Origin of the sequence: Campylobacter sp. RM12647, from assembly GCF_020138135.1 — a bacterium.
Lineage (GTDB): Bacteria > Campylobacterota > Campylobacteria > Campylobacterales > Campylobacteraceae > Campylobacter_E.
The window spans coordinates 47,329-67,664 of record NZ_JACGAS010000009.1 but is presented as its reverse complement, the minus strand read 5'-3'; the positions used below and the strand labels follow the sequence as shown (position 1 = coordinate 67,664).

Annotated in this window: 20 protein-coding genes; 17 read left to right on the top strand and 3 right to left on the bottom strand. The window is 28.5% G+C overall.

Going from position 1 to position 20,336, the window contains the following annotated elements; translation table 11 throughout:
* A partial coding sequence (locus AVBRAN12647_RS04955) for a cache domain-containing protein (protein ID WP_336614039.1) occupies window positions 1-940 on the bottom strand: 940 nt, incomplete at its 3' end.
* A 384-nt stretch (window positions 941-1,324) separates the two neighbouring features.
* On the opposite strand from AVBRAN12647_RS04955, the gene AVBRAN12647_RS04950 reads away from it, so the two are divergent.
* From AVBRAN12647_RS04950 to AVBRAN12647_RS04925, 6 genes are all read left to right on the top strand, one after another.
* The gene (locus AVBRAN12647_RS04950) at window positions 1,325-2,041 is read left to right on the top strand and encodes an amino acid ABC transporter permease (protein ID WP_250325159.1); all 717 of its coding nucleotides are present in this window, start codon (window positions 1,325-1,327) and stop codon (window positions 2,039-2,041) included.
* Window positions 2,034-2,768 carry an amino acid ABC transporter ATP-binding protein gene (locus AVBRAN12647_RS04945; RefSeq protein ID WP_214117900.1) on the top strand — a complete coding sequence of 245 codons (735 nt, stop codon included), beginning with the start codon at window positions 2,034-2,036 and terminating at the stop codon, window positions 2,766-2,768. The genes AVBRAN12647_RS04950 and AVBRAN12647_RS04945 overlap by 8 nt, the downstream gene beginning before the upstream one ends.
* Window positions 2,769-2,776: 8 nt before the next feature.
* Window positions 2,777-3,481 carry a transporter substrate-binding domain-containing protein gene (locus tag AVBRAN12647_RS04940; RefSeq protein WP_336614783.1) on the top strand — a complete coding sequence of 235 codons (705 nt, stop codon included), beginning with the start codon at window positions 2,777-2,779 and terminating at the stop codon, window positions 3,479-3,481.
* A gap of 9 nt (window positions 3,482-3,490) precedes the next feature.
* Entirely contained in the window at window positions 3,491-4,210 is a 720-nt protein-coding gene (locus AVBRAN12647_RS04935; RefSeq protein ID WP_214117898.1) for a transporter substrate-binding domain-containing protein, read from the top strand.
* A 1-nt stretch (window position 4,211) separates the two neighbouring features.
* Window positions 4,212-5,291 (top strand): flavodoxin-dependent (E)-4-hydroxy-3-methylbut-2-enyl-diphosphate synthase, encoded by a 1,080-nt coding sequence (gene ispG / locus AVBRAN12647_RS04930; protein WP_214149785.1) that lies wholly within the window; start codon window positions 4,212-4,214, stop codon window positions 5,289-5,291.
* Window positions 5,292-5,372: 81 nt separating this feature from the next.
* Window positions 5,373-6,692, top strand: coding sequence for a DnaB-like helicase C-terminal domain-containing protein (locus tag AVBRAN12647_RS04925; RefSeq protein WP_214117896.1), 1,320 nt, complete (start codon window positions 5,373-5,375; stop codon window positions 6,690-6,692).
* A 21-nt stretch (window positions 6,693-6,713) separates the two neighbouring features.
* Here AVBRAN12647_RS04925 and AVBRAN12647_RS04920 read toward each other — a convergent pair whose 3' ends face one another.
* Together AVBRAN12647_RS04920 and AVBRAN12647_RS04915 are read right to left on the bottom strand one after the other, a co-directional pair.
* Window positions 6,714-7,490 carry a tetratricopeptide repeat protein gene (locus AVBRAN12647_RS04920; protein WP_336607301.1) on the bottom strand — a complete coding sequence of 259 codons (777 nt, stop codon included), beginning with the start codon at window positions 7,488-7,490 and terminating at the stop codon, window positions 6,714-6,716.
* Window positions 7,487-9,058 (bottom strand): methyl-accepting chemotaxis protein, encoded by a 1,572-nt coding sequence (locus AVBRAN12647_RS04915; protein ID WP_442862273.1) that lies wholly within the window; start codon window positions 9,056-9,058, stop codon window positions 7,487-7,489. The genes AVBRAN12647_RS04920 and AVBRAN12647_RS04915 overlap by 4 nt, the downstream gene beginning before the upstream one ends.
* Before the next feature lie 267 nt (window positions 9,059-9,325).
* Between AVBRAN12647_RS04915 and AVBRAN12647_RS04910 the strand changes: the two genes are divergently transcribed.
* From AVBRAN12647_RS04910 to AVBRAN12647_RS04860, 11 genes are read left to right on the top strand one after another with little or no spacing between them, the layout of a single operon-like run.
* Window positions 9,326-11,029, top strand: a complete 1,704-nt coding sequence (locus AVBRAN12647_RS04910; protein ID WP_239803509.1) for an acetolactate synthase large subunit — start codon at window positions 9,326-9,328, stop codon at window positions 11,027-11,029.
* Window positions 11,026-11,487, top strand: a complete 462-nt coding sequence (ilvN, locus tag AVBRAN12647_RS04905; protein WP_214117892.1) for an acetolactate synthase small subunit — start codon at window positions 11,026-11,028, stop codon at window positions 11,485-11,487. Before AVBRAN12647_RS04910 ends, ilvN begins: the two co-directional genes overlap by 4 nt.
* A 1-nt stretch (window position 11,488) precedes the next feature.
* Complete coding sequence (gene lpxD / locus AVBRAN12647_RS04900) at window positions 11,489-12,424, top strand: UDP-3-O-(3-hydroxymyristoyl)glucosamine N-acyltransferase (RefSeq protein WP_214117891.1); 936 nt, start codon at window positions 11,489-11,491, stop codon at window positions 12,422-12,424.
* Window positions 12,421-12,642: a hypothetical protein gene (locus AVBRAN12647_RS04895; protein WP_214117890.1), complete on the top strand. Its 222-nt coding sequence runs from the start codon at window positions 12,421-12,423 to the stop codon at window positions 12,640-12,642. Before lpxD ends, AVBRAN12647_RS04895 begins: the two co-directional genes overlap by 4 nt.
* Before the next feature lie 2 nt (window positions 12,643-12,644).
* Window positions 12,645-13,826 (top strand): FtsW/RodA/SpoVE family cell cycle protein, encoded by a 1,182-nt coding sequence (locus AVBRAN12647_RS04890; RefSeq protein ID WP_214117889.1) that lies wholly within the window; start codon window positions 12,645-12,647, stop codon window positions 13,824-13,826.
* Window positions 13,823-14,803, top strand: coding sequence for a UDP-N-acetylglucosamine--N-acetylmuramyl-(pentapeptide) pyrophosphoryl-undecaprenol N-acetylglucosamine transferase (locus AVBRAN12647_RS04885; RefSeq protein ID WP_214149782.1), 981 nt, complete (start codon window positions 13,823-13,825; stop codon window positions 14,801-14,803). Before AVBRAN12647_RS04890 ends, AVBRAN12647_RS04885 begins: the two co-directional genes overlap by 4 nt.
* 1 nt (window position 14,804) lies before the next feature.
* Window positions 14,805-16,142 (top strand): MBOAT family O-acyltransferase, encoded by a 1,338-nt coding sequence (locus AVBRAN12647_RS04880; RefSeq protein WP_336614781.1) that lies wholly within the window; start codon window positions 14,805-14,807, stop codon window positions 16,140-16,142.
* Window positions 16,142-17,062 carry a DUF459 domain-containing protein gene (locus AVBRAN12647_RS04875; RefSeq protein WP_336607305.1) on the top strand — a complete coding sequence of 307 codons (921 nt, stop codon included), beginning with the start codon at window positions 16,142-16,144 and terminating at the stop codon, window positions 17,060-17,062. Before AVBRAN12647_RS04880 ends, AVBRAN12647_RS04875 begins: the two co-directional genes overlap by 1 nt.
* The gene (locus tag AVBRAN12647_RS04870; protein WP_214117885.1) at window positions 17,059-18,177 is read left to right on the top strand and encodes a GDSL-type esterase/lipase family protein; all 1,119 of its coding nucleotides are present in this window, start codon (window positions 17,059-17,061) and stop codon (window positions 18,175-18,177) included. Before AVBRAN12647_RS04875 ends, AVBRAN12647_RS04870 begins: the two co-directional genes overlap by 4 nt.
* Window position 18,178: 1 nt before the next feature.
* Window positions 18,179-19,543, top strand: coding sequence for a uracil-xanthine permease family protein (locus tag AVBRAN12647_RS04865; protein ID WP_214117884.1), 1,365 nt, complete (start codon window positions 18,179-18,181; stop codon window positions 19,541-19,543).
* Window positions 19,540-20,298: a 5'-methylthioadenosine/S-adenosylhomocysteine nucleosidase gene (locus AVBRAN12647_RS04860; protein ID WP_336614031.1), complete on the top strand. Its 759-nt coding sequence runs from the start codon at window positions 19,540-19,542 to the stop codon at window positions 20,296-20,298. Before AVBRAN12647_RS04865 ends, AVBRAN12647_RS04860 begins: the two co-directional genes overlap by 4 nt.
* The last annotated feature ends 38 nt before the right edge of the window (window positions 20,299-20,336 follow it).

Below are 20,336 nucleotides of genomic sequence, written 5' to 3'. Positions count from 1 at the left end.
GTCCTTGTGTGATTTTTGATAAAGGTTTTAAATAAAAATTAATAATTAAACTTAAAAATCCTATTACTATTATTAAAAATATTAAAAAGCTTATTAAAGTAGCATTTCTAGCATCATTTACACTATTATTTATTACATCTTCTAAAATAATGGTGCAAATACTAAATCCACTTATATCATTAATAATACAATAAGCTAAGTAATTTTTATTATCCTTTGTAAAAACAATATGATTTAAATTCTTATTAGTTTTTAGCGTAGATAATTTTTGATTTAGGCTATCAAGCCATTCAGGTTTGCCTAATTCGTTTGCGTTTTCACTAGCTATTATCTCATTATTTTTATCAAGAATTAAAGTGCTAATATCATTATGAGATTTAATTTTTGTAATGGTATCGCTAAAATCATTTATTAGTATATTTCCACCAATTACAGCTACGATTTTATCATTTTTAAACACAGGTGCAAAAATAGTTGTGGCTGATTTTTTGCTTGAGACATCTTGATAAATTGATGAATTACTAGCCTTTTTTAAAGCTACTGCTTCTTTATACCAAGCTCTAGTTCTACCATCAAAATTAGGGATTAATCTAAAAGTTAAATCAGGTTCAGCCTTATAAACATTTCCATTTGCTAAGCCTATAAATAATCCTTGAAAATCTAAAACCCTATTATCACTACTAATGATTTGCTTGATAAATTCTGGGCTTAAATCATCAGCATCTTCAAAAGTTTTTGCAATTTTTTCAATTTGCTCAATACGGGTTTTGATATATTCATCAACATAAGCATTTCTTAATTGCAATTCTCCTGCTATTGAAGAATCGTAATTATTTATGATTATATCTTCTGTCTTATTGCTTTGCATATAAGATAAAACTAAAAGTAAAACTACAAATAAACTTGCAGTTGTTAATGAAATTTTGAAAGAAAGTTTCATTTGGTAATCCTTTTTTTAATTGAAATCGAATACCAATTTTACCCCCCCCCCAACCTTAAATAAAAATAAAATTATAAAATAAATTATTAGATGATAAAAATTATTTACATTAATTTAAATTCTTATTTTAAATATCTTAAAAAAATACAAAAAAGTTTTTAAGCTTAAAAATTAATAAATTTAATAAATCATTAAGCTAAAAAAGAGATAATCAAACTTATTTTTTTTAAAGGACGAAAAGATGAAAATTATAGATTTAATCAAGCACAACAAATATCTTACTATCCGTCATCATCTTCGTCATCTACATAATACTCATTAATTTATAATCGTTTTTTTAGTTGTGTTTTTACACTTTTTATTATTTTGTTTAAAGGAAAAAAATTGAAGAATTTAGAAAATATTTTTAAAGTAATTTTTCCACTTGCAATAGTGATTATTACTACTTATTATTGTTATCCATTTAAAGAACTTAGCGAAGCAGAGCATTTAGCTTATCTTAAAAGTTATGGCACTACTTTAGGACTTACTTCACTTGGTTTGATTATTGGTCTTACTGGTGGATTTTTATTAGCGTTTTTATTGGTGCTTAGGAATAGATTTTTAACAATGTTAATCAATGAATATTTAGATTTAATTAGGGGTATGCCATTAATGCTGCTTTTAATGATATTTGCATTTGTGGTTTTTGCTCAAGTTGAAAATGTATTTTTTGTAGCTGTTATTGCTTTAGGACTTAATTCTAGTGCTTATGTTGCAGAGATTATTAGAAGTGGGATTGAAAGCGTTGATAAAGGTCAAATGGAAGCAGCAAGGTCTATGGGTTTATCACACTTTCAAGCTATGAAAATGATAGTTTTTCCACAAGCTGTTAAAAATATCATTCCTGCTTTAGCAAATGAGTTTATATCGTTGTTTAAAGAAACTTCAGTAGTTGCGTTTATAAGCGTTGTTGATTTGACTTTTCAAAGCAAGATTTTTCAATCACTTTTATACGACCCTAAGCCTTATATTTTCGCAGGTGTTGTGTATTATGCTAGTGTTAAAGTATTTACTTGTTTTGTAAGATTATTAGAAATGAGGCTAAAAAGAAATGATTAAGATATCTAATTTATGCAAAAATTACGGGAATTTAGAAGTATTAAAAGATATTAGTGTAGAGATTAATAAAGGCGATATTATTGCTATTATTGGACCTAGTGGCGGTGGAAAAAGCACATTTTTAAGATGTTTAAATAAACTTGAAGTTGCAAGTAGTGGAGAGATTTTAATCAATAATGAAAATATCTTAGATGAAAAAATTGATATTAATAAGCACAGACAAAAAGTATCAATGGTATTTCAACATTTTAATCTATTTGCAAATAAAAATGTATTGGATAATTTGATTTTAGCCCCTGTTAGTTTAAATATTTTAAGCAAAGATGAAGCTATTAAAAAAGCTAGAAATCTTTTAGCTAAAGTTGGTTTAGCTGATAAAGAAGAGTTCTTCCCACATAAATTAAGCGGCGGTCAAAAACAAAGAATAGCAATAGCAAGAAGCCTTATGATGGAGCCTGAAGTTATATTATTTGATGAGCCAACTAGTGCGCTTGACCCTGAAATGGTAGGAGAAGTTTTAGGACTTATTAAAGAAATAGCAAGTGGAGATAATGCTCCTATTATGATATTAGTAACTCACGAAATGGGTTTTGCAAAAAATGTAGCTAATAGGGTGTTTTTTATGGAAAGTGGCAAAATAGCAGTAGATGATACGCCACAAGTTGTATTTAACTCTAGCACAAATGCTAGATTAAATGAGTTTTTAAACAAAGTTTTAAATCATTAGGATTAGATATGAAAAAGATTTTTTTAGCTTTATTTATAACTTTATTTGCTTATGCAAATGAAGTTGTTAAGGTTGGTATTTCGGCAAATTACGCTCCGTTTGATATGATGGTTGATGGTAAATTGAGTGGTTTTGATGTTGATTTAGTAAATGAGATTTCAAAGGTTGCTAATCTTAAGATTGAATTTGTTAATATGAGTTTTGATGGGCTTATTCCATCTTTAGTAGCTGGTAAAATCAATATGATAGCTTCAGGAATGAGTATTAGCGAAAGAAGAATGAAGAATTGTGATTTTTCTAATCCTTATTTTTTTGGAAAAACTATGTATCTTAAAAGAAAGGGCGATACTTTCACTACAAAAGAAGATTTAAAAGGTGTTAAAACAGGAGTTAAACTTGGCACAATTCAAGAAAATACTGCAAGAAAGCTAGGTGCTAATGTGATTTTACACGAAGATTCAGCAGTGGTTGTTATGAGCCTTGTGAATAAGCAAATAGATGCGGTTGTTTTTGATTCTTTTGTGGCTAAGAAATTTATGGCAAAAAATCCTGAAATTGAGAGTTTTTATGAAGAAAATGACGGGGCTTTAGGTTTTGCATTTGCATTTGCAAAGGATAAAAATAAAGACTTAATTGATATAATTAATAAAGCCCTTGAAGAAGTAAAAGCAAGTGGTAAGTATGATGAGCTTATCAAAAAATACGGGCTATAAGGAGTAGTTATGAAAAAGTTTTTATTAGTAGTGTTTGCACTGATTTTTAGTGCTTGTTTATATGCAAATGACAAGGTTTATAAAGTTGGGATTTCTCCTGATTATCCCCCATTTGATATGTTAGTTGATGATAAGATTAGTGGTTTTGATGCTGAATTATTTGATAATTTAGCAAAAATTGCTGGTATAAAATATGAGTTTAAAGCTATGAGTTTTGATGGACTTATTGCAGCACTTAAAGCAGGTAAGATTGATGCTATTATGAGTGCTATGAGTTCAAGCGAACAAAGAAAAAAAGCTTGTGATTTTAGCAATGTTTATTATAAAGCTAAGACAATTTATCTAAAGCATAAAGATAGTAGTATCGCAACTAAAGATGATATAAAAGGTAAAAAAGTAGGAGTGCAATTAGGCACGGTTCAAGAAGCAGCAGTAAAACAAGTAGGTGCGTTAGTGCAACCTAATGAAAATCCTGTTGTTTTAGTAATGGCTTTAAATGATAAAAAATTAGATGCTTTAGCATTTGATGCACTTGTAGCAAGAGAATATTTAGCAAAATATCCTAATTTAGCTGAATTTTATAATGAAGATGATGGCACAGAAGGATTTTCTATAGCGTTTAGCAAAAATGAAAATGTAGAGCTAAGAGAGAAATTAAATAAAGCTTTAGAAGAATTTATAAAAACTAGCGAATATGAAGCTTTACTTAAAAAATACAATATAAATTAATATGAGAAGTGATTTTTTTAAGCCTAGATTTAAAACTAGGCAAATTAGTGTAGGCGGGGTTAAAATCGGTGGTGATGCTCCAATTAGCGTTCAATCAATGCTATTTACAAAAACTCAAGATATTAATGGATGTTTAGAGCAATTAATTGAGTTAAAATTAGCAGGTGCTGATATAGTAAGAGTTGCGTGTTTGGATATAAAAGATGCAAGGGCTTTAGCAGAACTTAAAAAGCAAAGCCCACTGCCGCTAATTGTAGATATTCATTTTAATCACAAATTAGCTTTATATTGTGCTGAATTTATAGATGGGATTAGAATAAATCCAGGAAATATCGGTGGCAAAGAAAATATAAAAGAAGTAGTAAATGCTTGTAAGCAAAGAAATATTCCTATAAGAATTGGTGTAAATCACGGAAGTATTGAAAAGCAATTTGAAAATAAATATGGCAGAAGTGTAAAAGCCTTGCTTGAGAGTGCTGTTTATAATATTAAATTACTTGAAGATTTTGATTTTAGGGATATTAAAATAAGTATTAAAACTTCAGACGCACAAAGCACAATAGAAAGTTATACGAGATTAAGAGAATTGTGTGATTATCCGTTTCATTTAGGAGTAACTGAAGCAGGAACTAAGTTTCATAGCACAATAAAAAGCTCAATTGCTATAGGTCAGTTATTATTAAATGGCATAGGCGATACTATTCGTGTTTCTATGACAGGAGAACTTAGCGAAGAAATAAGGGTCGCTAAAGCGATTTTGCAAGATAGCGGAGTGCAAAAAAGCGGTATAAATATAATCTCTTGTCCAACCTGTGGAAGAATACAAAGCGATTTATTAAGTGCTGTTAAAGTGGTTGAAGAAAAGACAAAACACATTAAAGCACCATTAAATATAAGCGTAATGGGTTGTGTTGTAAATGCTTTAGGAGAAGCTAAAGGAGCTGATGTAGCAATTGCGTTTGGCAAAAATGAAGGCTTAGTAATAAGACACGGCGAAGTGGTTGCAAAATGTAAATATGATACTTTAGTAGATAGATTTTTAGATGAAGTATTAGACGAAGCAAAACTTCACGAAGAATAGAATTTGAAATTCCTATTTCAAATTCTTATTTTAATTTCTTTAATTTTTACGAGAGATTAAAATAAGAATTAAGGAAGAATTATGAGTAAGTATTTTGATATTGAATTAGAGCAAAGTATTTTATTAGCTTGTATAGAAAATAATGAAAATATAGATATAGCTGCAAGTATTATTAAGCCAAGTGATTTTTCATATAGATTACACGCTGATATATTTGAGTTTATATTAAATAAAAGAAGACTTAGAGAGAGTGTGGATTTAAAATTAGTAAAAATCTCTTTTGCAAGTGCAAAGGATAGTTTTTGGACTGCACTTGAGCAGCAAAATTCTTTCATAGAAGTTGATGAATATTCAAAAATGTTAAGGAATTTAAGTGTAAAAGACCAGCTTAATTCTTTAATGAATACAAGCACACAAGAGCTAAGCAGTGTGCAAGATAGTATTGATTATACGCATAATTTAAATGCTAAGATTTATTCTTTAGTATCAGGCGTTAGTGATAATACTTTAAAGAGTTCAAGAACTGCTGTTAATGAGTTTTATGAAGAATTAAATAGGGTTAGTAAGATAATTGATAAAGATGTAATCGGGGTTGATACAGGTTTTTCTTTATTAAATCATTATACAAAGGGCTTTAAAGCAGGGGAATTAATAATTCTTGCAGCTCGTCCTGGTATGGGTAAGACTACATTTGCTTTAAATATTTTGTTAAACGCACTTAAAAAAGATGTTGGAGTAGTGTTTTATAGTCTTGAAACAGAAGCTTATAAGATAATGGCTAAATTAATAGCACAAGATACAGGAATAGGTTTGCAAAATATCTTAACAGGAGATAGATTAACAGAAGATGAGATAAATAATATGCAAATGAGTGCGAATATGCTTAGCGAAAAGACTTTATATATTTATGATAAGGGTAATTTAAATATAGAATTTCTTCGCTCATCTTTAAGAAGATTAAAAGAAGAGCATAACAATATAGGTTTATGTGTATTAGACTATATTCAGCTTATGAACTCACTAAATACAAGGGCTGATAGACATATTCAAGTAAGTGAGATTAGTAGGGGGTTAAAATTACTTGCATTAGAATTAAAAATCCCTATTTTAGCTCTTTCTCAAGTTAATCGTTCGGTAGATTCTAGGATGAATAAAAAACTTATGCTCTCAGACATTCGTGAGAGTGGTAGTATAGAACAAGATGCTGATTTGATATTATTTATTAATAAGGCTGATGATGATCCGACTATTTTAGCAGAACGCCACGCTATACTTGATATTGCTAAGAATAGAAGTGGGGAATTAAAAGAAATTCATTTTGATTTTAAAGCTTCTAAAGCGAAATTTTTACAACTTGAGTTTAGAAAAGACAACGAACCAAGCGAGACTGAAGAATTTTAATTTAGGAAATAAATTCCTAAATTATTCAAGTATTTTTAGATTTTCACAAGCTATATTGTTTCCTAAATCACAAGATTTTTTATAATACAATTTAGCCATATTTTTATCTTTTTTATGATACATAACGCCTAAATTATTACACGCATATGCGTCTTTATTATCGCAAGATTGATTCCACAAACTAGCTACTTTATCATAATCTTTTAATTCATAATATACATTACCTAAATTATAACAAGCATTATAATCTTTAGCAGAACAAGCAATTGATAGATATTTAATAGCTAAGTTATTATTTTTTTCATTAGCATATAAATTGCCTAAGCCATAACAAGCTGGGATTAAATTATCATCACAAGCTTTTTTTAGATATATTTTTGCATTATCAAATTCTTGATTTTTCTTAAATAGTATTCCTAAATTATAGCAAGCGTCTTTATGGCTATTTTCACAAGCTCTTGCTAAATATTCTTTTGATTTATTAAAATCTTGAGTATTAATCCCTGCATAAAAGCAAGCTTCATAATTTCCATTATCGCAAGATTTTTCATAATATTTACTTGCTTTATCTTTTTCGTTATTTTTACTATAAATTACCCCTAAATTGTAGCAAGCATTATAAATATCGCCATCACAAGCTAGGGTAAAATGTCTTATAGCAAGACCTAAATTATCTTGATTATATTCAACTACACCTTGATTATAACAAGCAGCAGGGATTTTGCTATTTTCACAATCACTTAAATAATCAGCCATTGATACTAAACTCATACTAATTAAAAATAATATCTTTTTCATGTTCTAAACTCTTGTAATTTTTTATTTAGCTCTTCAGTCATTTCACTAAGGTGATTTGCTGCACCAGCTATTTCTTCAACGCTTCTTGCGTTTTCGTTCGTTATTGTATTCATATTGTTTAAATTATTTAGAATTTCTTCCATATCTTTACTTGTATTTATATAATCATTCACGGTTTTTTCACTTGAGCTAATAGCTTTTGCTACGCTATTTTTCATAATATTCATATTATCTTTAGTAGAATTTGCAATATTACTTAAATCTTGCATTTGGTTTGAGTTAATACTCATTTGCTCACTTGCGTCTTTTATACCTTGAACTATAATGCTTATAGTAGCATTCACCTCGCTAAGACTTCTTTGTGTTTTTTCAGCTAGGCTTCTTACTTCATCAGCTACTACGGCAAACCCACGACCTGCCTCGCCTGCACGTGCAGCTTCAATAGCGGCATTTAGTGCAAGAAGATTTGTTTGGTCTGCAATTTCGTTAATGATTTCTAATACTGATTTTACATTATCAGCATCTGTGCTAAGCTTTTCTATTTTCATAGCAAGTTCGCTTTCAATACTTGCACTATTTATAATTTTATTACTTAATATATTAATTTCTTTATTTGAAGTTTCCATCATATTTAAAGCTTCATCTAATTTTATAGTAGCTTCTTTAGCCTTTTGAACTCCTATTTCTAAGCTTTCTTTGGTATTTTGTCCTTTTTTAGCTATTTGATTTACTATTTCACTGCCTTCTTCAGCGCGTTTTCCTGTTTGAAGACTAGTATTGCCTAATTCACTTGCTATTGAAGCATTTTCGTTAGAAATATTTTTAGCTTGTTTGATTAAAATTCTTATTTTTTCTAAAAATTCATTAATAGCACTTGAAGCGTGAGCTATTTCATCATTTCCTTTTACTTCTAATTTATTAGTTAAATCCCCATCTCCACTGCTTAAATCTTTTGCTTTAATCTCTAATATTTTTAAAGGTTTTGATATAAATAAAGTTGCGAAAATATATGCAATAAGCATTAAAACTATGAAAATAATTGCACTAATAATTATAAATTTTATTAATTCTTTAAATTGTTCTTCGCCTAATTCTTTTGCGTTTTTATCTAAAAATGTATAAACACTATCTAAATCAACTGCAGTGCTAAATATCAAGCCACTAGCTTTATCTTGTAATGAATATGCTAAGAATTTCTTAGTAGTTTTATCTTTATATTTAAACTCATATTCGCTAAAGCCACCACCATTTTTTCCAGCATTGATTATATCTTGTATGAAAGCTTTATTATTGGTATCAACTGAATTAATTTTATTAGTTCCAATCCAATCTTTTAGTGTGTGATACACAACTAAACCATCTTCTTGAAATACTAAAAATCCTTTAGTATTGTTATCGTATCTTACTTCATCTAATTTGTTTTTTAATATGTCATTAAATTCTTTTAATTTGTTTTGATTTTCTAAATCTTTATATGTTGTTTTTGTATATTGAACCATACTTTCTACTAAAGTTTTTACTTGTTCTTTTCTAAGATATATGCTTTCGTTTTCAATTTCAGTTAGCATTTTGTTTTCTAACTTATCAAACATTAAACTAGAATTAAAGCTAAGTGATACTACTAATAGCAATAATGAACAAAATACCAATATACTAATCTTAAGTGAAATTTTCATTCTAAATCCTTTTAATTTTTTGTAAATAATAAATATATTAGATAAATTTTTATTAATTAAATTTTATTTTTTTTACATTTTTCATTCTTTTTAATTTGTATTAATTATTAAATAAGCAAAATTTGATTAAATCCTAAGAAAAAACCTAATGGAGGCAGTATGATTACAGGTGCAAAGATGATTTGTGAAGCTTTAAAGCTAGAAGGTGTTGAAGTAGTTTTTGGTTATCCTGGTGGAGCAGCTTTAAATATCTATGATGAATTATATAAACAAAATGATTTTAAACATGTTTTAGTTCGTCACGAACAAGGTGCAGCTCACGCAGCAGATGGCTATGCAAGGGCTAGTGGTAAAGTTGGAGTTGCTATTGTTACAAGTGGTCCAGGATTTACAAATACTTTAACAGGGATTGCTACAGCTTATGCTGATAGTATTCCTATGGTTTTAATTTCAGCTCAAGTTGCAAATTCACTAATAGGAACTGATGCGTTCCAAGAAATTGATGCAGTTGGAATGAGTAGGCCTTGTGTAAAGCATTCTTATTTAGTAAAAACTATTGAAGAATTACCAAGAGTTTTAAAAGAAGCTTTTTTTATAGCAAGAAGTGGTCGTCCAGGGCCTGTTCACATTGATATTCCAAAGGATATTACAGCTATTAAAGGCGAATTTAAATATCCTAGTGAAGTAAATATGAAAACATATAAGCCAACTTATAAAGGCAATCCAAGACAAATTAAACGCCTAGCAAGTGCTTTAATGGAAGCTAAAAAACCACTTTTATATATAGGTGGTGGTTGCATTAGTTCAAATTCTAGCGAGGCTATCCGTAAATTTGTGGAAAAAACTAAAGTTCCTGCGGTTTGCACTTTAATGGGTTTAGGAGTATTAGAACACGATAATCCGTATAATCTAAGAATGGCAGGAATGCACGGAAGCTATAGAGCTAATATGGCTATGAGTGAATGTGATTTATTAATTTCATTAGGTGCTAGATTTGATGATAGAATTACAGGTAAAACTAGCGAGTTTGCAAAATTAGCAAAAATTGCTCATATTGATATTGACCCAACTTCAATTTCTAAAATCATTAAAGCTGATTTTCCTATAGTTGGAGATGTTGGTAGTGTTATTAGCGATCTTTTAGATGAGGTAAAAGAATTTGAATTTGATTTATCAACTTGGCATAGTGTTTTAGATAGACACGAGAGTTTATATCCATCATTTAGTTATGAAGATAGCGATGAAATCTTAAAACCACAATGGGTAATTAATGAATGTGCGAAAATTACTCCTAATGCAAATATTATTACCGATGTAGGGCAACACCAAATGTGGGTAGCACAATTTTTTAAATTCAATGAGCCAAGAAGACTTAGTACAAGTGGTGGTTTAGGAACTATGGGATATTCAATTCCTGCTGCTTTAGGAGTTGCATTTGCAAAAAATAATGAAGTAGTTCTTAATTTTGCTGGCGATGGTTCGTTTTTGATGAATATTCAAGAGTTAATGACGCTAACTGCAGAGCGTAAAAAAGTAATTAATATTATTTTAAATAATGCTTATTTAGGAATGGTTCGCCAATGGCAAACTAGATTTTATAATGAAAGATATTCAGAAACTAATCTTGAAGATGTGCAACCTGATTATGAAATGTTAGCAAGAAGTTTTGGCTGTGATAGCTTTAGAGTAAAAAGTAAAGATGAATTTATTAAAGCATATCACGAATGTTTAAAAAGCCCTAGAACTTGCGTGATTGATGTTGTTATTTCAAGATTTGAAGATGTTTTACCAATGGTTCCAGCAGGTGCTGCAATTTATAATATGATATTACCACAAAAATTAATCACAAAGGATAGCAAATGAGAAGGGCGTTAAGCGTTATTGTAGAAAACCAACACGGGGTTTTAAGTAGAGTAGTAGGGTTATTTTCTGGTCGTGGTTATAATATAGATAGCTTAACTGTTGCTCCTATTGCAGGGACAGAGTTTTCAAGAATTAATATAATTACAAGTGGAGATGAAGCTGTGTTTGAGCAAATTACTAAACAACTTCACAAATTAATTTCTACTTATAAAGTTTTTGAAGATTGCGAATTTGTTGAGCGTGAATGTGTTTTGGTAAAAATCAATATAGACCAAAATCTAGCTGGTCTTGATAGTTTATTAAAAGGCTATAATGGAACAATAGCTCACTCAAATGATGAATATATGACAATTTGCGTAAATGATACTAGCGATAGAGTGGATAATTTTTTAAAGACAATTAAAAAATACAATCCTAAAGATTGTGCTAGAAGCGGCGTTGTTTTGATGGAAAATTAATATGAAAAGTTTAAAAGAATTATGTGAAAATGTAGGAATTAAAATAGAATTTGAAATGCAAATTTCAAATCTAAATTCCTTAGAAGATGCAAATGAAAATGAGCTTAGTTTTTGTATAAAAGAATGTGATGCTTTAAAAACTACAAAAGCAGGTGCGGTATTAATTAGTGAAAAATTAGCAAATCTTTTACCAACAAATGTAAAAGCAGTTATTTGCGAAGACCCAAAATATATTTTTGCATTGTTTAGTAAGGTATTTTCTAAGGATTTAATTAGAGTTGGTAAAGACGCAATCATAGGCGAAAATACAACAATAATGCCAAATGTTTATATAGGTAAAGATGTTAGCATAGGAAGTAATTGCACTATTTTAGCAGGTGCTTATATTGGCGATGGAGTTTGTATTAAAGATAATGTAATAATATACCCAAATGTTACAATTTACAATGATAGTGTAATAGGAAATCATTGTATAATTCACGCTGGAAGTGTTATTGGAAGCGATGGTTTTGGCTATGCAAGTAATAGCAAAGGACATTTTAAAATCTATCATAATGGTTATGTAGAATTACAAGATTTTGTTGAGATTGGTTCGTGCGTTTGTATTGATAGAGCAGTGTTTTCAAAAACACTTATAAAAACAGGCACTAAAATTGATAATTTAGTTCAAATAGGACATAATTGTGTTTTAGGTCAAGGTTGCTTAGTAGTATCTCAAACAGGACTTGCGGGTTCAAGTGAGCTTGGAAATGCTGTCGTAATGGGCGGTCAGAGTGCAACGAGTGGGCATTTAAAAATTGGCGATGGTGCTATTATTGCTGCTAGGGGCGGAGTTAGTAAAGATTTAGCTGGTGGTAAGGTTTATGGTGGATTTCCTATAATGGAGCAAAGTGAGTGGCTAAAAATGCAAGCAAAATTAAAAAGGATTAATAAATGAAAGCTGAACTAATTAGTTCAATTTTACTCAAAGGCACTCAAAGTGGCAAAATATCATTAGCTAATATTAAAAACCCTTATGGAGATGGTAGCAATGATGTTTTAAGCATAGCTGTGTGTTTAAAAGAAAATATTCCAGAATGGAAAGTTCATATTCCTTATGAAAATTTAGATGAATTAATAATAGCTTTACAATCAATTAGTGGCAAAAGGCAATAAAATTGATTAAAACCCATTTAAGAATTTTTGAAATAGTGCTAATACTTATGATGTTTAGCATAGTTTTTGTTTTTTCTATGGGTTTTTTTAACTATGGGGGACAAAAATCTCCTTATGGTTTTTTATTTTCTCAAACCCTTTTTGCGATTGTTGGAGTGCTTATTATTTTTACCTTTCAATTAATTAGCGAAAAGGCTTGTTATAGAATTTTATATGTTATTTTAGGTTGCAGTGTTTTAGCTTGTTTTGTCTTACCATTTTTACCTGCTTCGTTAGTTGTTGAAACTAAAGGAGCTAGAAGATGGATTAGGCTTTTTGGTTTTTCCATTGCACCATTAGAATTTGTAAAAATTTCTTTTATAGCTTTTTTGGCTTTTACATATTCAAGAAAGATTGATGAAAATAAAAGAAAATTTTTACAAGATTTGCGATTATTAGCTCCAACTATAGCTATATATTGTTTTATTTTTGGCTATGCTTATATTACTCAAAATGACTTAGGACAATGTGTTGTAACTGCTGTTACATTGTTTATTATGGCATTAGCTGCTGGGGTTAGGTTTAGAAATATTTTATATTTATTTTTAGCTGCAATTGCTGCTGGAATTTCATTAATAGCTTATAATCCTAGAAGACTTGAAAGAGGGCTTGAGTGGTGGGGTAGTATTCAAGATTTTGTTTTACCAATTTTCCCTGAAAGCATTCAAGAAAGTCTTAAAATAGCCCATTCAAGTGAGCCTTATCAAATATCACATAGTTTAAATGCTATTACAAATGGAGATTTATTAGGGCAAGGATTTGGATTAGGGGTTTTTAAATTAGGATTTTTAAGTGAGGTTCATACTGACTTTATCCTATCAGGCATTGCCGAAGAAATAGGATTTTTAGGATTTTTGTTTGTTTCTTTATTATTTGGTTTTTTAATAGCTTCGGTATTAAAACTATCAACTTATATGAAAAATAAGCAAAATTATTTGTTTTGTATAGGCTATGGTGTTTGTATTATGGCTACTTTTTTAATGAATATTGGTGGAATTATTTCTTTAATTCCTTTAAAAGGAATTGCAGTGCCGTTTTTAAGCTACGGGGGTAGCTCTATGTTGGCTAATTCTATAGCTATTGGAATATTATTAAGTATTTTTAAAAATACAGGAGAAAATATTAATTTGGAAAATAAAGAATGATAGCAATTACTGGTGGTGGAACAGGCGGGCATTTAGCAGTAGCTAAAGCTGTGTCAAAAGAATTAGATGAGTTTGTTTATATAGGTAGCACTAAAGGACAAGATAGTTTATGGTTTGAAGGTAGCAATTGCTATTTTTTAAAAAGTAGTGGTTTCGTAAATCAAGGAATTTTAGGCAAGATTAAAGTTTTATTTTCTTTAATAGCTTTAGTTTTTGAATGCCTTAAAATATTTAAAAAGCATAAAATTACTTGTGTTTTAAGCGTTGGTGGATATTCAAGTGTGCCTGCTAGTATAGCTGCAATTATTAGTTTTAAAGCACTAATAATTCACGAACAAAACTCAAAAATGGGTCTTGCAAATCGCCTTACAAAACCATTTGCTAAAAGGTTTTTTTCAGCTTATGAAAAAGAGTTTTGCCCTTACCCTGTGCAAGAAAAATTTGCACTCAATAAAAGAAAAAGAACCGAAATTAAAACAATTTTAATAATAGGTGGCTCTCAAGGAGCTAGATTTTTGAATGATTTTGCATTAGAGCTTTATCCTGAATTATTAAAATTAAATATTAAATTAATTCATCAATGTGGTGCTAAAGAGTATGATAAATACGAAAAAGCGTATGAGAAATACGAAATTAAACCAACACTAATAGGTTTTTCAAAAGAGATTGATAAATATATGCAAGAAGCTGATTTTGCTATTAGTAGAGCAGGTGCTAGTGCTAGTTTTGAGCTAATAAACATAGCTTTGCCAACACTTTTTGTGCCGTATAAATATGCTTATAAAAATCATCAATATTTTAATGCCTTGCATTTAGTAGAAAACAAACTAGCATTTATTTGTGAAGAAAAGAATTTAAATAAAGAATTTGTATTGAATTTACTTAAAACAAATGCCTTAGAATACGCTAATAATTTATATGAATATGAAAATGTAAATGGTGCTAAATTCTTAGCAAATGTTTTAAAGGAATATTGATTTGAGCTTTTTTTCTGTTGAGTTTTTAATATTAATATTTATATTTTTCATTGTATTTAATTTGCTAGGCAAAAATAAGCAAAATGCTTTATTGTTAGGGTTTAATATACTAATACTATATTTATTTAATCCTTATTGCTTATTAGTAGTGCTTGTTTTTAGTTTTTTTATTCATTTTTTTGCTTTGAGCGTTTATGTTAGGAATTCTAAAAATATCTTTTATACTGCTATATTTTTTATAGTGTTAAATCTATGTATATTCAAATATTATTCAAGTATTAAAGATAGTGTTGATTATGTTCTAAGCTATTTTGATATTATGATTGCTGATATAATTTTTCCTTTAGGGCTTAGTTTTTATACTTTTAATGCAATTACTTATATTGTTTGGGTGTATAAAGAAAAACAAGAGCCAGTTGGTTATTTAACGCTTTTTACTTATCTTAGTTTTTTTGCTACTTTTGTTAGTGGTCCTATATTTAGATATGTTGATTTTATTAAGCAATTTAATACTTTAAAACGCTTTAAACACAAGGATTTAATACTAGCTAATTTATTATTTGCTTTAGTAAAAGTATTTTTGATTTTACCTATTGTGGATAAGTATTTTTACGCATTTTTAAATGATTTAAATAATTTAAGTTTTTTAGGTTTATTAAATTGTTTTTACTTGTATTCAATCAAACTATATTTAGATTTTAGTGCTTATATTAATTTAGTTTCCGCATTTGCTTTAATGATTGGCTTTAAATTGCCTAAGAATTTTAATAATCCATTTAAAGCTAGAAATATTCAAGATTTTTGGAAAAGATGGCATATTAGTTTATCAAGTTTTATTCGTGATTATATTTATATTCCACTTGGTGGAAATAGGGTAAATAGAACAAGCTTAAATATTATTATTGCCTTTGTTATTTCGGGTATTTGGCACGGAAATTCGTATAATTTTGCTTTATGGGGTTTAGCTCACGCTTTAGGGCTGATTTTTATTTCTTTATTTTCTTATAGGTTTAATAAATTTGTAGCTTCATTTATAACTTTTACTTATATTAGCATTGTTTGGAGCTTTTTTTATTTTGTGAGTTTTGATGAGGTTAGAGAATATTTTTCATTTTTCTTGAAATTTAATTTCATTGATAAAAGAGAAATTTATATATTTTTAGTAGTATTTATTTTATTTATAATTAATTTTTATTCTAAAAACCACTTAGCATTGGTTGTAAATATTTTAAGACATTTAAATATTTTTATAAAAATTATTGTAATTAATCTAGTTTTATTAATTGTGTTTATTTATATGCCAAGTGGAATTCCTAACTTTATATATGCAGGGTTTTAATGAGAGAATTTGTTTTAATAATTATTAGTTCAAGCATTATTTTTATTAGCTTATTTAACGACTCTTTAAAAGAATATTATGAAGTAAATTATCATAAAAATATAGATTTAGATTTTGCATTTTTTAAAAAAAGTAATGAATTTAAAGAATACTTAGAATACAATGTGTTTTTTACAAAGGTAAAAGAAATAAAACCACAAATAAGCAATGAAAACAATAATAAAATAAAGGTATTTCATAAATGCTATCTTGATACTTTATATATGATTAAGCTAATTGCTAAGCAAGAAATTCACAATAATCAAAAATTAGTTTTAAGTAAAGATAATGGAGTAATTTTATTAGGCGATAGTTTAATGCAAGGTGTTGGGCTAAGCATATGCAATTCTTTAAAAAAACAAAATATTAAATGTGAGAATTTAGCAAAGCAAAGTACAGGATTACTTAGGAAAAAATACTATGATTATGCAAAGGTTTTAAAATCTTCTTTACAAGAAAGTGCAATTAAAAATGTAGTAATTTTAGTAGGTGTAAATGATTTATGGAATGCTAATGAAAACAACAAGGTATTAAAATTTGGCGATAGTGAATGGAAGAGTTTTTATACAAAAAGAATTGATGAACTTGTAAAAATTACAAGAGATTATAACGCTAATATTTTTTGGTATGAATTACCTGTAGTTAAAAACGATGAGCAAAATGAAAAAATAAAAATATTAAATGAAGTATTTTATGAATTGGCTAAAAAAAATAATTATCAATTCATAAAATTAGATTCTGTATTAACCGAGCATTTTGATTTTTATATCAAGATAGATGGCAAAAGCAAAAGGATTAGGTCAAATGATGGCATACACTTTACTCCACTTGGGTATGAGTTGATTTCACAAGATTTTTTTAAAACAGTTGAAATACAATGAGAATTATTATTTATCTTAGTATAGTTATATTTTTTTCATCTTGTAGTTATGTGGATAGTTTATTTATAAAAGAGATAAAAACAGATAAGATTTATAAATCCCCTAAAATATCTCAAAAAAGCCAAAATGAAATTCTTGTAAGCAAAGAAGCAAAAGTTAAAACAAATTTAGTTAATTTTCAGTCTGATAAACCAAAAGAAATCCAAGTAAAACCTAAAAGCAATCTTTTAATTCCTTATAAAAAAATAGCATTTATAGGAGATTCTCATTTAGCAAGTGATTATATTCCCGAATATTTTAGAAAGGCTTTAAATATTCACTCTTTAGGATTTGTTCCTGCGATTTTACCTAAATGGCACAATCAGTATTTAGCAGATTATAATAATTTAGGATTTAATGTAGAGTATTTGATAAATACAAAAACTAATTTAAGTTTTGGTGGAATTAATGCAAATTGCAATGCAAAATGTGAAATTAATATAAATCTTAAATTCAAGGCTAATAATGTTGAGTATTTAGAATTTAAATCAGGAATTTGGAATATAAAAAATTATCAAAAAAATACAAATCAGATTAATTTTTCTACAACGGCAAATAAAATCGGTGGTTTTATTACTAATAATTCTAGTTATATTGATAATTTAGGTATTAATGGAGCTAGTATTTTTAATTATTCAAGAATAGATTATAACTTAGCTAAAAGTGTTGCTAAGAAATTAGATTATGATTTAATAATATTTTCTTTTGGCACAAATGAGAGTGTGTCAAATAAGATTAATCAAGAGAATTTCATTAATAACTATTTAAATATTATAGAACTTTTCAAAACAAAAAAATCAAAAATAATATTATTAATCCCACCAGAACCAACATTATTTGTGAATAAAAACTATGTTAAAGGAGAGAATAATGCTTTAGTAAAAACTTTAATCAAACAAGTGGCAAAGACAAGTGGTGTTTATATTTTTGATATAGATAATTTAATGCAAAAAGAAGGGGGAAAAATTGCTTGGATAAATGATAAAAAATCATTAAAAAATACACATCTTACTAAGTCGGGCTATGAGTATGTAGCATTTAGGTTATTAGAGTTTTTAAAGATTACAAAGGAATAAAATGAAAGATGAATTAATATATAAATTAGAAGATAGGCCTCCGTTTGTGCGTGCTGTTTTAGCTGCACTTGTTCATTTATTAGCTATGTTTGTAGCAGTAATAACTCCTTCATTATTAATAGGAAAAGAATTAGGACTTAGCCCTGAAAATGCTACTAGGATTATTTCTATGTCATTATTTGCTAGTGGGGTGGCTGGATTTATTCAAATGATGACTTTAAAGGTTGGAAAATTTCAAATTGGTTCAGGTTTATTAAGTGTTCAAGGAACAAGCTTTAATTTCGTTTCAGCAATCATTACAGGTGGCTTAGTATTAAGAAATCAAAACCTAAGTGATGCAGAGATTTTAGCAGCAATTTTTGGAACTCTTATGTTATGTAGTATCACTGAAATGCTAGTATCAATTAGTTTAAAATATGTGAAAAGAATTATTTCAAATCTAGTTTGTGGAATTGTTGTAATGATAATAGGTCTTACTTTAATTAGTGCAGGACTTATTAGTGCAGGCGGTGGATTTGCTAGTATGAGCAAGGATATTCCTGCGAATTTACAATTTGCAAGTTTAGAAAACTTAGCTTTAAGTGGGGTAGTATTATTATCAATTGTAGTATTTAACTCTTTTAAAAAGCCTATTTTTAGAGTTGGAGCTTTATTTTTCTCAATTATTATTGGTTTAATACTTGCTACATTTTTAGGTAGATTTGATTTAAGTAATGTGCATTCAGCTAATTTATTTATAGTTCCTGAACCATTGTTTTATGGTCTTAGCATAGAAACTAGCCTAATTTTGCCATTTGCGATAATATTTTTAGTTACTTCACTAGAAACCATTGGCGATATTAGTGCTACAAGTGAGCTAAGTCATCAGCCAATGAAAGGCGAAATATATGAAAGAAGATTAAGGGGTGGGGTATTTGCTAATGGGTTTAACTCTTTAGTATCAGCATTTTTTAATACCTTTCCAAATTCTTGTTTTGGTCAAAACAACGCAGTAATTGCACTAAGCGGGGTTGCAAGTCGTTATGTTGGATATATTGTTTGTATTATGCTTATGATTTGTGGGATTTTTCCTATTGTTGCAGAGTTTGCTTTAAGAATACCTGAACCTGTAATTGGTGGTGCTATTTTAGTAATGTTTGGAACAATTGCTGCAACTGGAATTAAGATAATTTCAAGAGAAGAATTAAATAAGCGTTCTGTTATGATACTTTCAATTTCACTTGCTCTAGGTTTAGGAGTAAGCACTCAACCACTTATTTTAGAGCATTTACCTGATGTGTTTAAAAATCTATTTGGCTCAGCAGTTGCAACTGCAGGATTTAGTGCTATATTGCTTGAGATTTTATTACCTAAGGATAATAAATGAGAAAACTATTAATATTATTAATTCCTAGCTTTATTTTTGCTAGGATTTTAATTCAAGGTGCAATGCCTATTGAGATTGATACTTTAGTAAATGCTATGAGTGATAAAAAGGTAGTTAAAATCGGTAGTTATATATTTTATGAAGGCAAAATTAAAGGAAAAGATATTGTAGTATCAAGGACTTTAATAGGTCTTGTAAATGCTTCAGCAGCCACAACTTTAGGCATAACTTATTTTAAGCCTGATATTATTATAAATCAAGGCACAGCAGGTGCTATTGTAGAAGGTCTTAAATTAGGAGATATAGTTGTAGGAGATAGAATTTATAATGCAAATTCTTACAAAACTCCTAAGAGTTTATATACTATCAACCCTTTAGCAAAAGAGCCAATGATAGCTCCACTAACTTTGCTAGATGCAAATAATGAAGATTTAAAAAATGAGTATTTTACAAGTGATGAAACTTTAGTAAATAAATTTATAAGCCTAGCTCCTAAAGGGGTTTTAAAGGTAAATATAGCTAGTGCTGATGCGTTTAATAAAGAAATCTTAATGCTTCATCTTTGGAATAAAACCTATAATGCAAGCGTTGAAGAGATGGAAAGTGTAGCTGCTGCTCAAGTTGCTAAAGCTTTTAATGTGCCGTTTTTAGCTATTAGAATTGTGTCTGATAATTTGATTGAAGATATTGATTATACTCCTAGTATTGCTATTAAATTACAAGAATTATTAATAAAGATTATTGATAAGTTTTGATATTTAATTTTTATCCTAGCAAAAACTAGGATAAAAAT

Bases quoted from the DNA above. Each gene is read 5' to 3' on its own strand.
- AVBRAN12647_RS04935 (WP_214117898.1), top strand. From the start codon at position 3,491: ATGAAAAAGTTTTTATTAGTAGTGTTTGCACTGATTTTTAGTGCTTGT.
- AVBRAN12647_RS04875 (WP_336607305.1), top strand. From the start codon at position 16,142: ATGAGAGAATTTGTTTTAATAATTATTAGTTCAAGCATTATTTTTATT.
- AVBRAN12647_RS04945 (WP_214117900.1), top strand. From the start codon at position 2,034: ATGATTAAGATATCTAATTTATGCAAAAATTACGGGAATTTAGAAGTA.
- AVBRAN12647_RS04920 (WP_336607301.1), bottom strand. From the start codon at position 7,490: ATGAAAAAGATATTATTTTTAATTAGTATGAGTTTAGTATCAATGGCT.
- ispG (WP_214149785.1), top strand. From the start codon at position 4,212: ATGAGAAGTGATTTTTTTAAGCCTAGATTTAAAACTAGGCAAATTAGT.
- AVBRAN12647_RS04940 (WP_336614783.1), top strand. From the start codon at position 2,777: ATGAAAAAGATTTTTTTAGCTTTATTTATAACTTTATTTGCTTATGCA.
- AVBRAN12647_RS04925 (WP_214117896.1), top strand. From the start codon at position 5,373: ATGAGTAAGTATTTTGATATTGAATTAGAGCAAAGTATTTTATTAGCT.
- ilvN (WP_214117892.1), top strand. From the start codon at position 11,026: ATGAGAAGGGCGTTAAGCGTTATTGTAGAAAACCAACACGGGGTTTTA.
- AVBRAN12647_RS04865 (WP_214117884.1), top strand. From the start codon at position 18,179: ATGAAAGATGAATTAATATATAAATTAGAAGATAGGCCTCCGTTTGTG.
- AVBRAN12647_RS04895 (WP_214117890.1), top strand. From the start codon at position 12,421: ATGAAAGCTGAACTAATTAGTTCAATTTTACTCAAAGGCACTCAAAGT.
- AVBRAN12647_RS04860 (WP_336614031.1), top strand. From the start codon at position 19,540: ATGAGAAAACTATTAATATTATTAATTCCTAGCTTTATTTTTGCTAGG.
- AVBRAN12647_RS04910 (WP_239803509.1), top strand. From the start codon at position 9,326: ATGATTACAGGTGCAAAGATGATTTGTGAAGCTTTAAAGCTAGAAGGT.
- AVBRAN12647_RS04885 (WP_214149782.1), top strand. From the start codon at position 13,823: ATGATAGCAATTACTGGTGGTGGAACAGGCGGGCATTTAGCAGTAGCT.
- AVBRAN12647_RS04915 (WP_442862273.1), bottom strand. From the start codon at position 9,058: ATGCTAACTGAAATTGAAAACGAAAGCATATATCTTAGAAAAGAACAA.
- AVBRAN12647_RS04870 (WP_214117885.1), top strand. From the start codon at position 17,059: ATGAGAATTATTATTTATCTTAGTATAGTTATATTTTTTTCATCTTGT.
- lpxD (WP_214117891.1), top strand. From the start codon at position 11,489: ATGAAAAGTTTAAAAGAATTATGTGAAAATGTAGGAATTAAAATAGAA.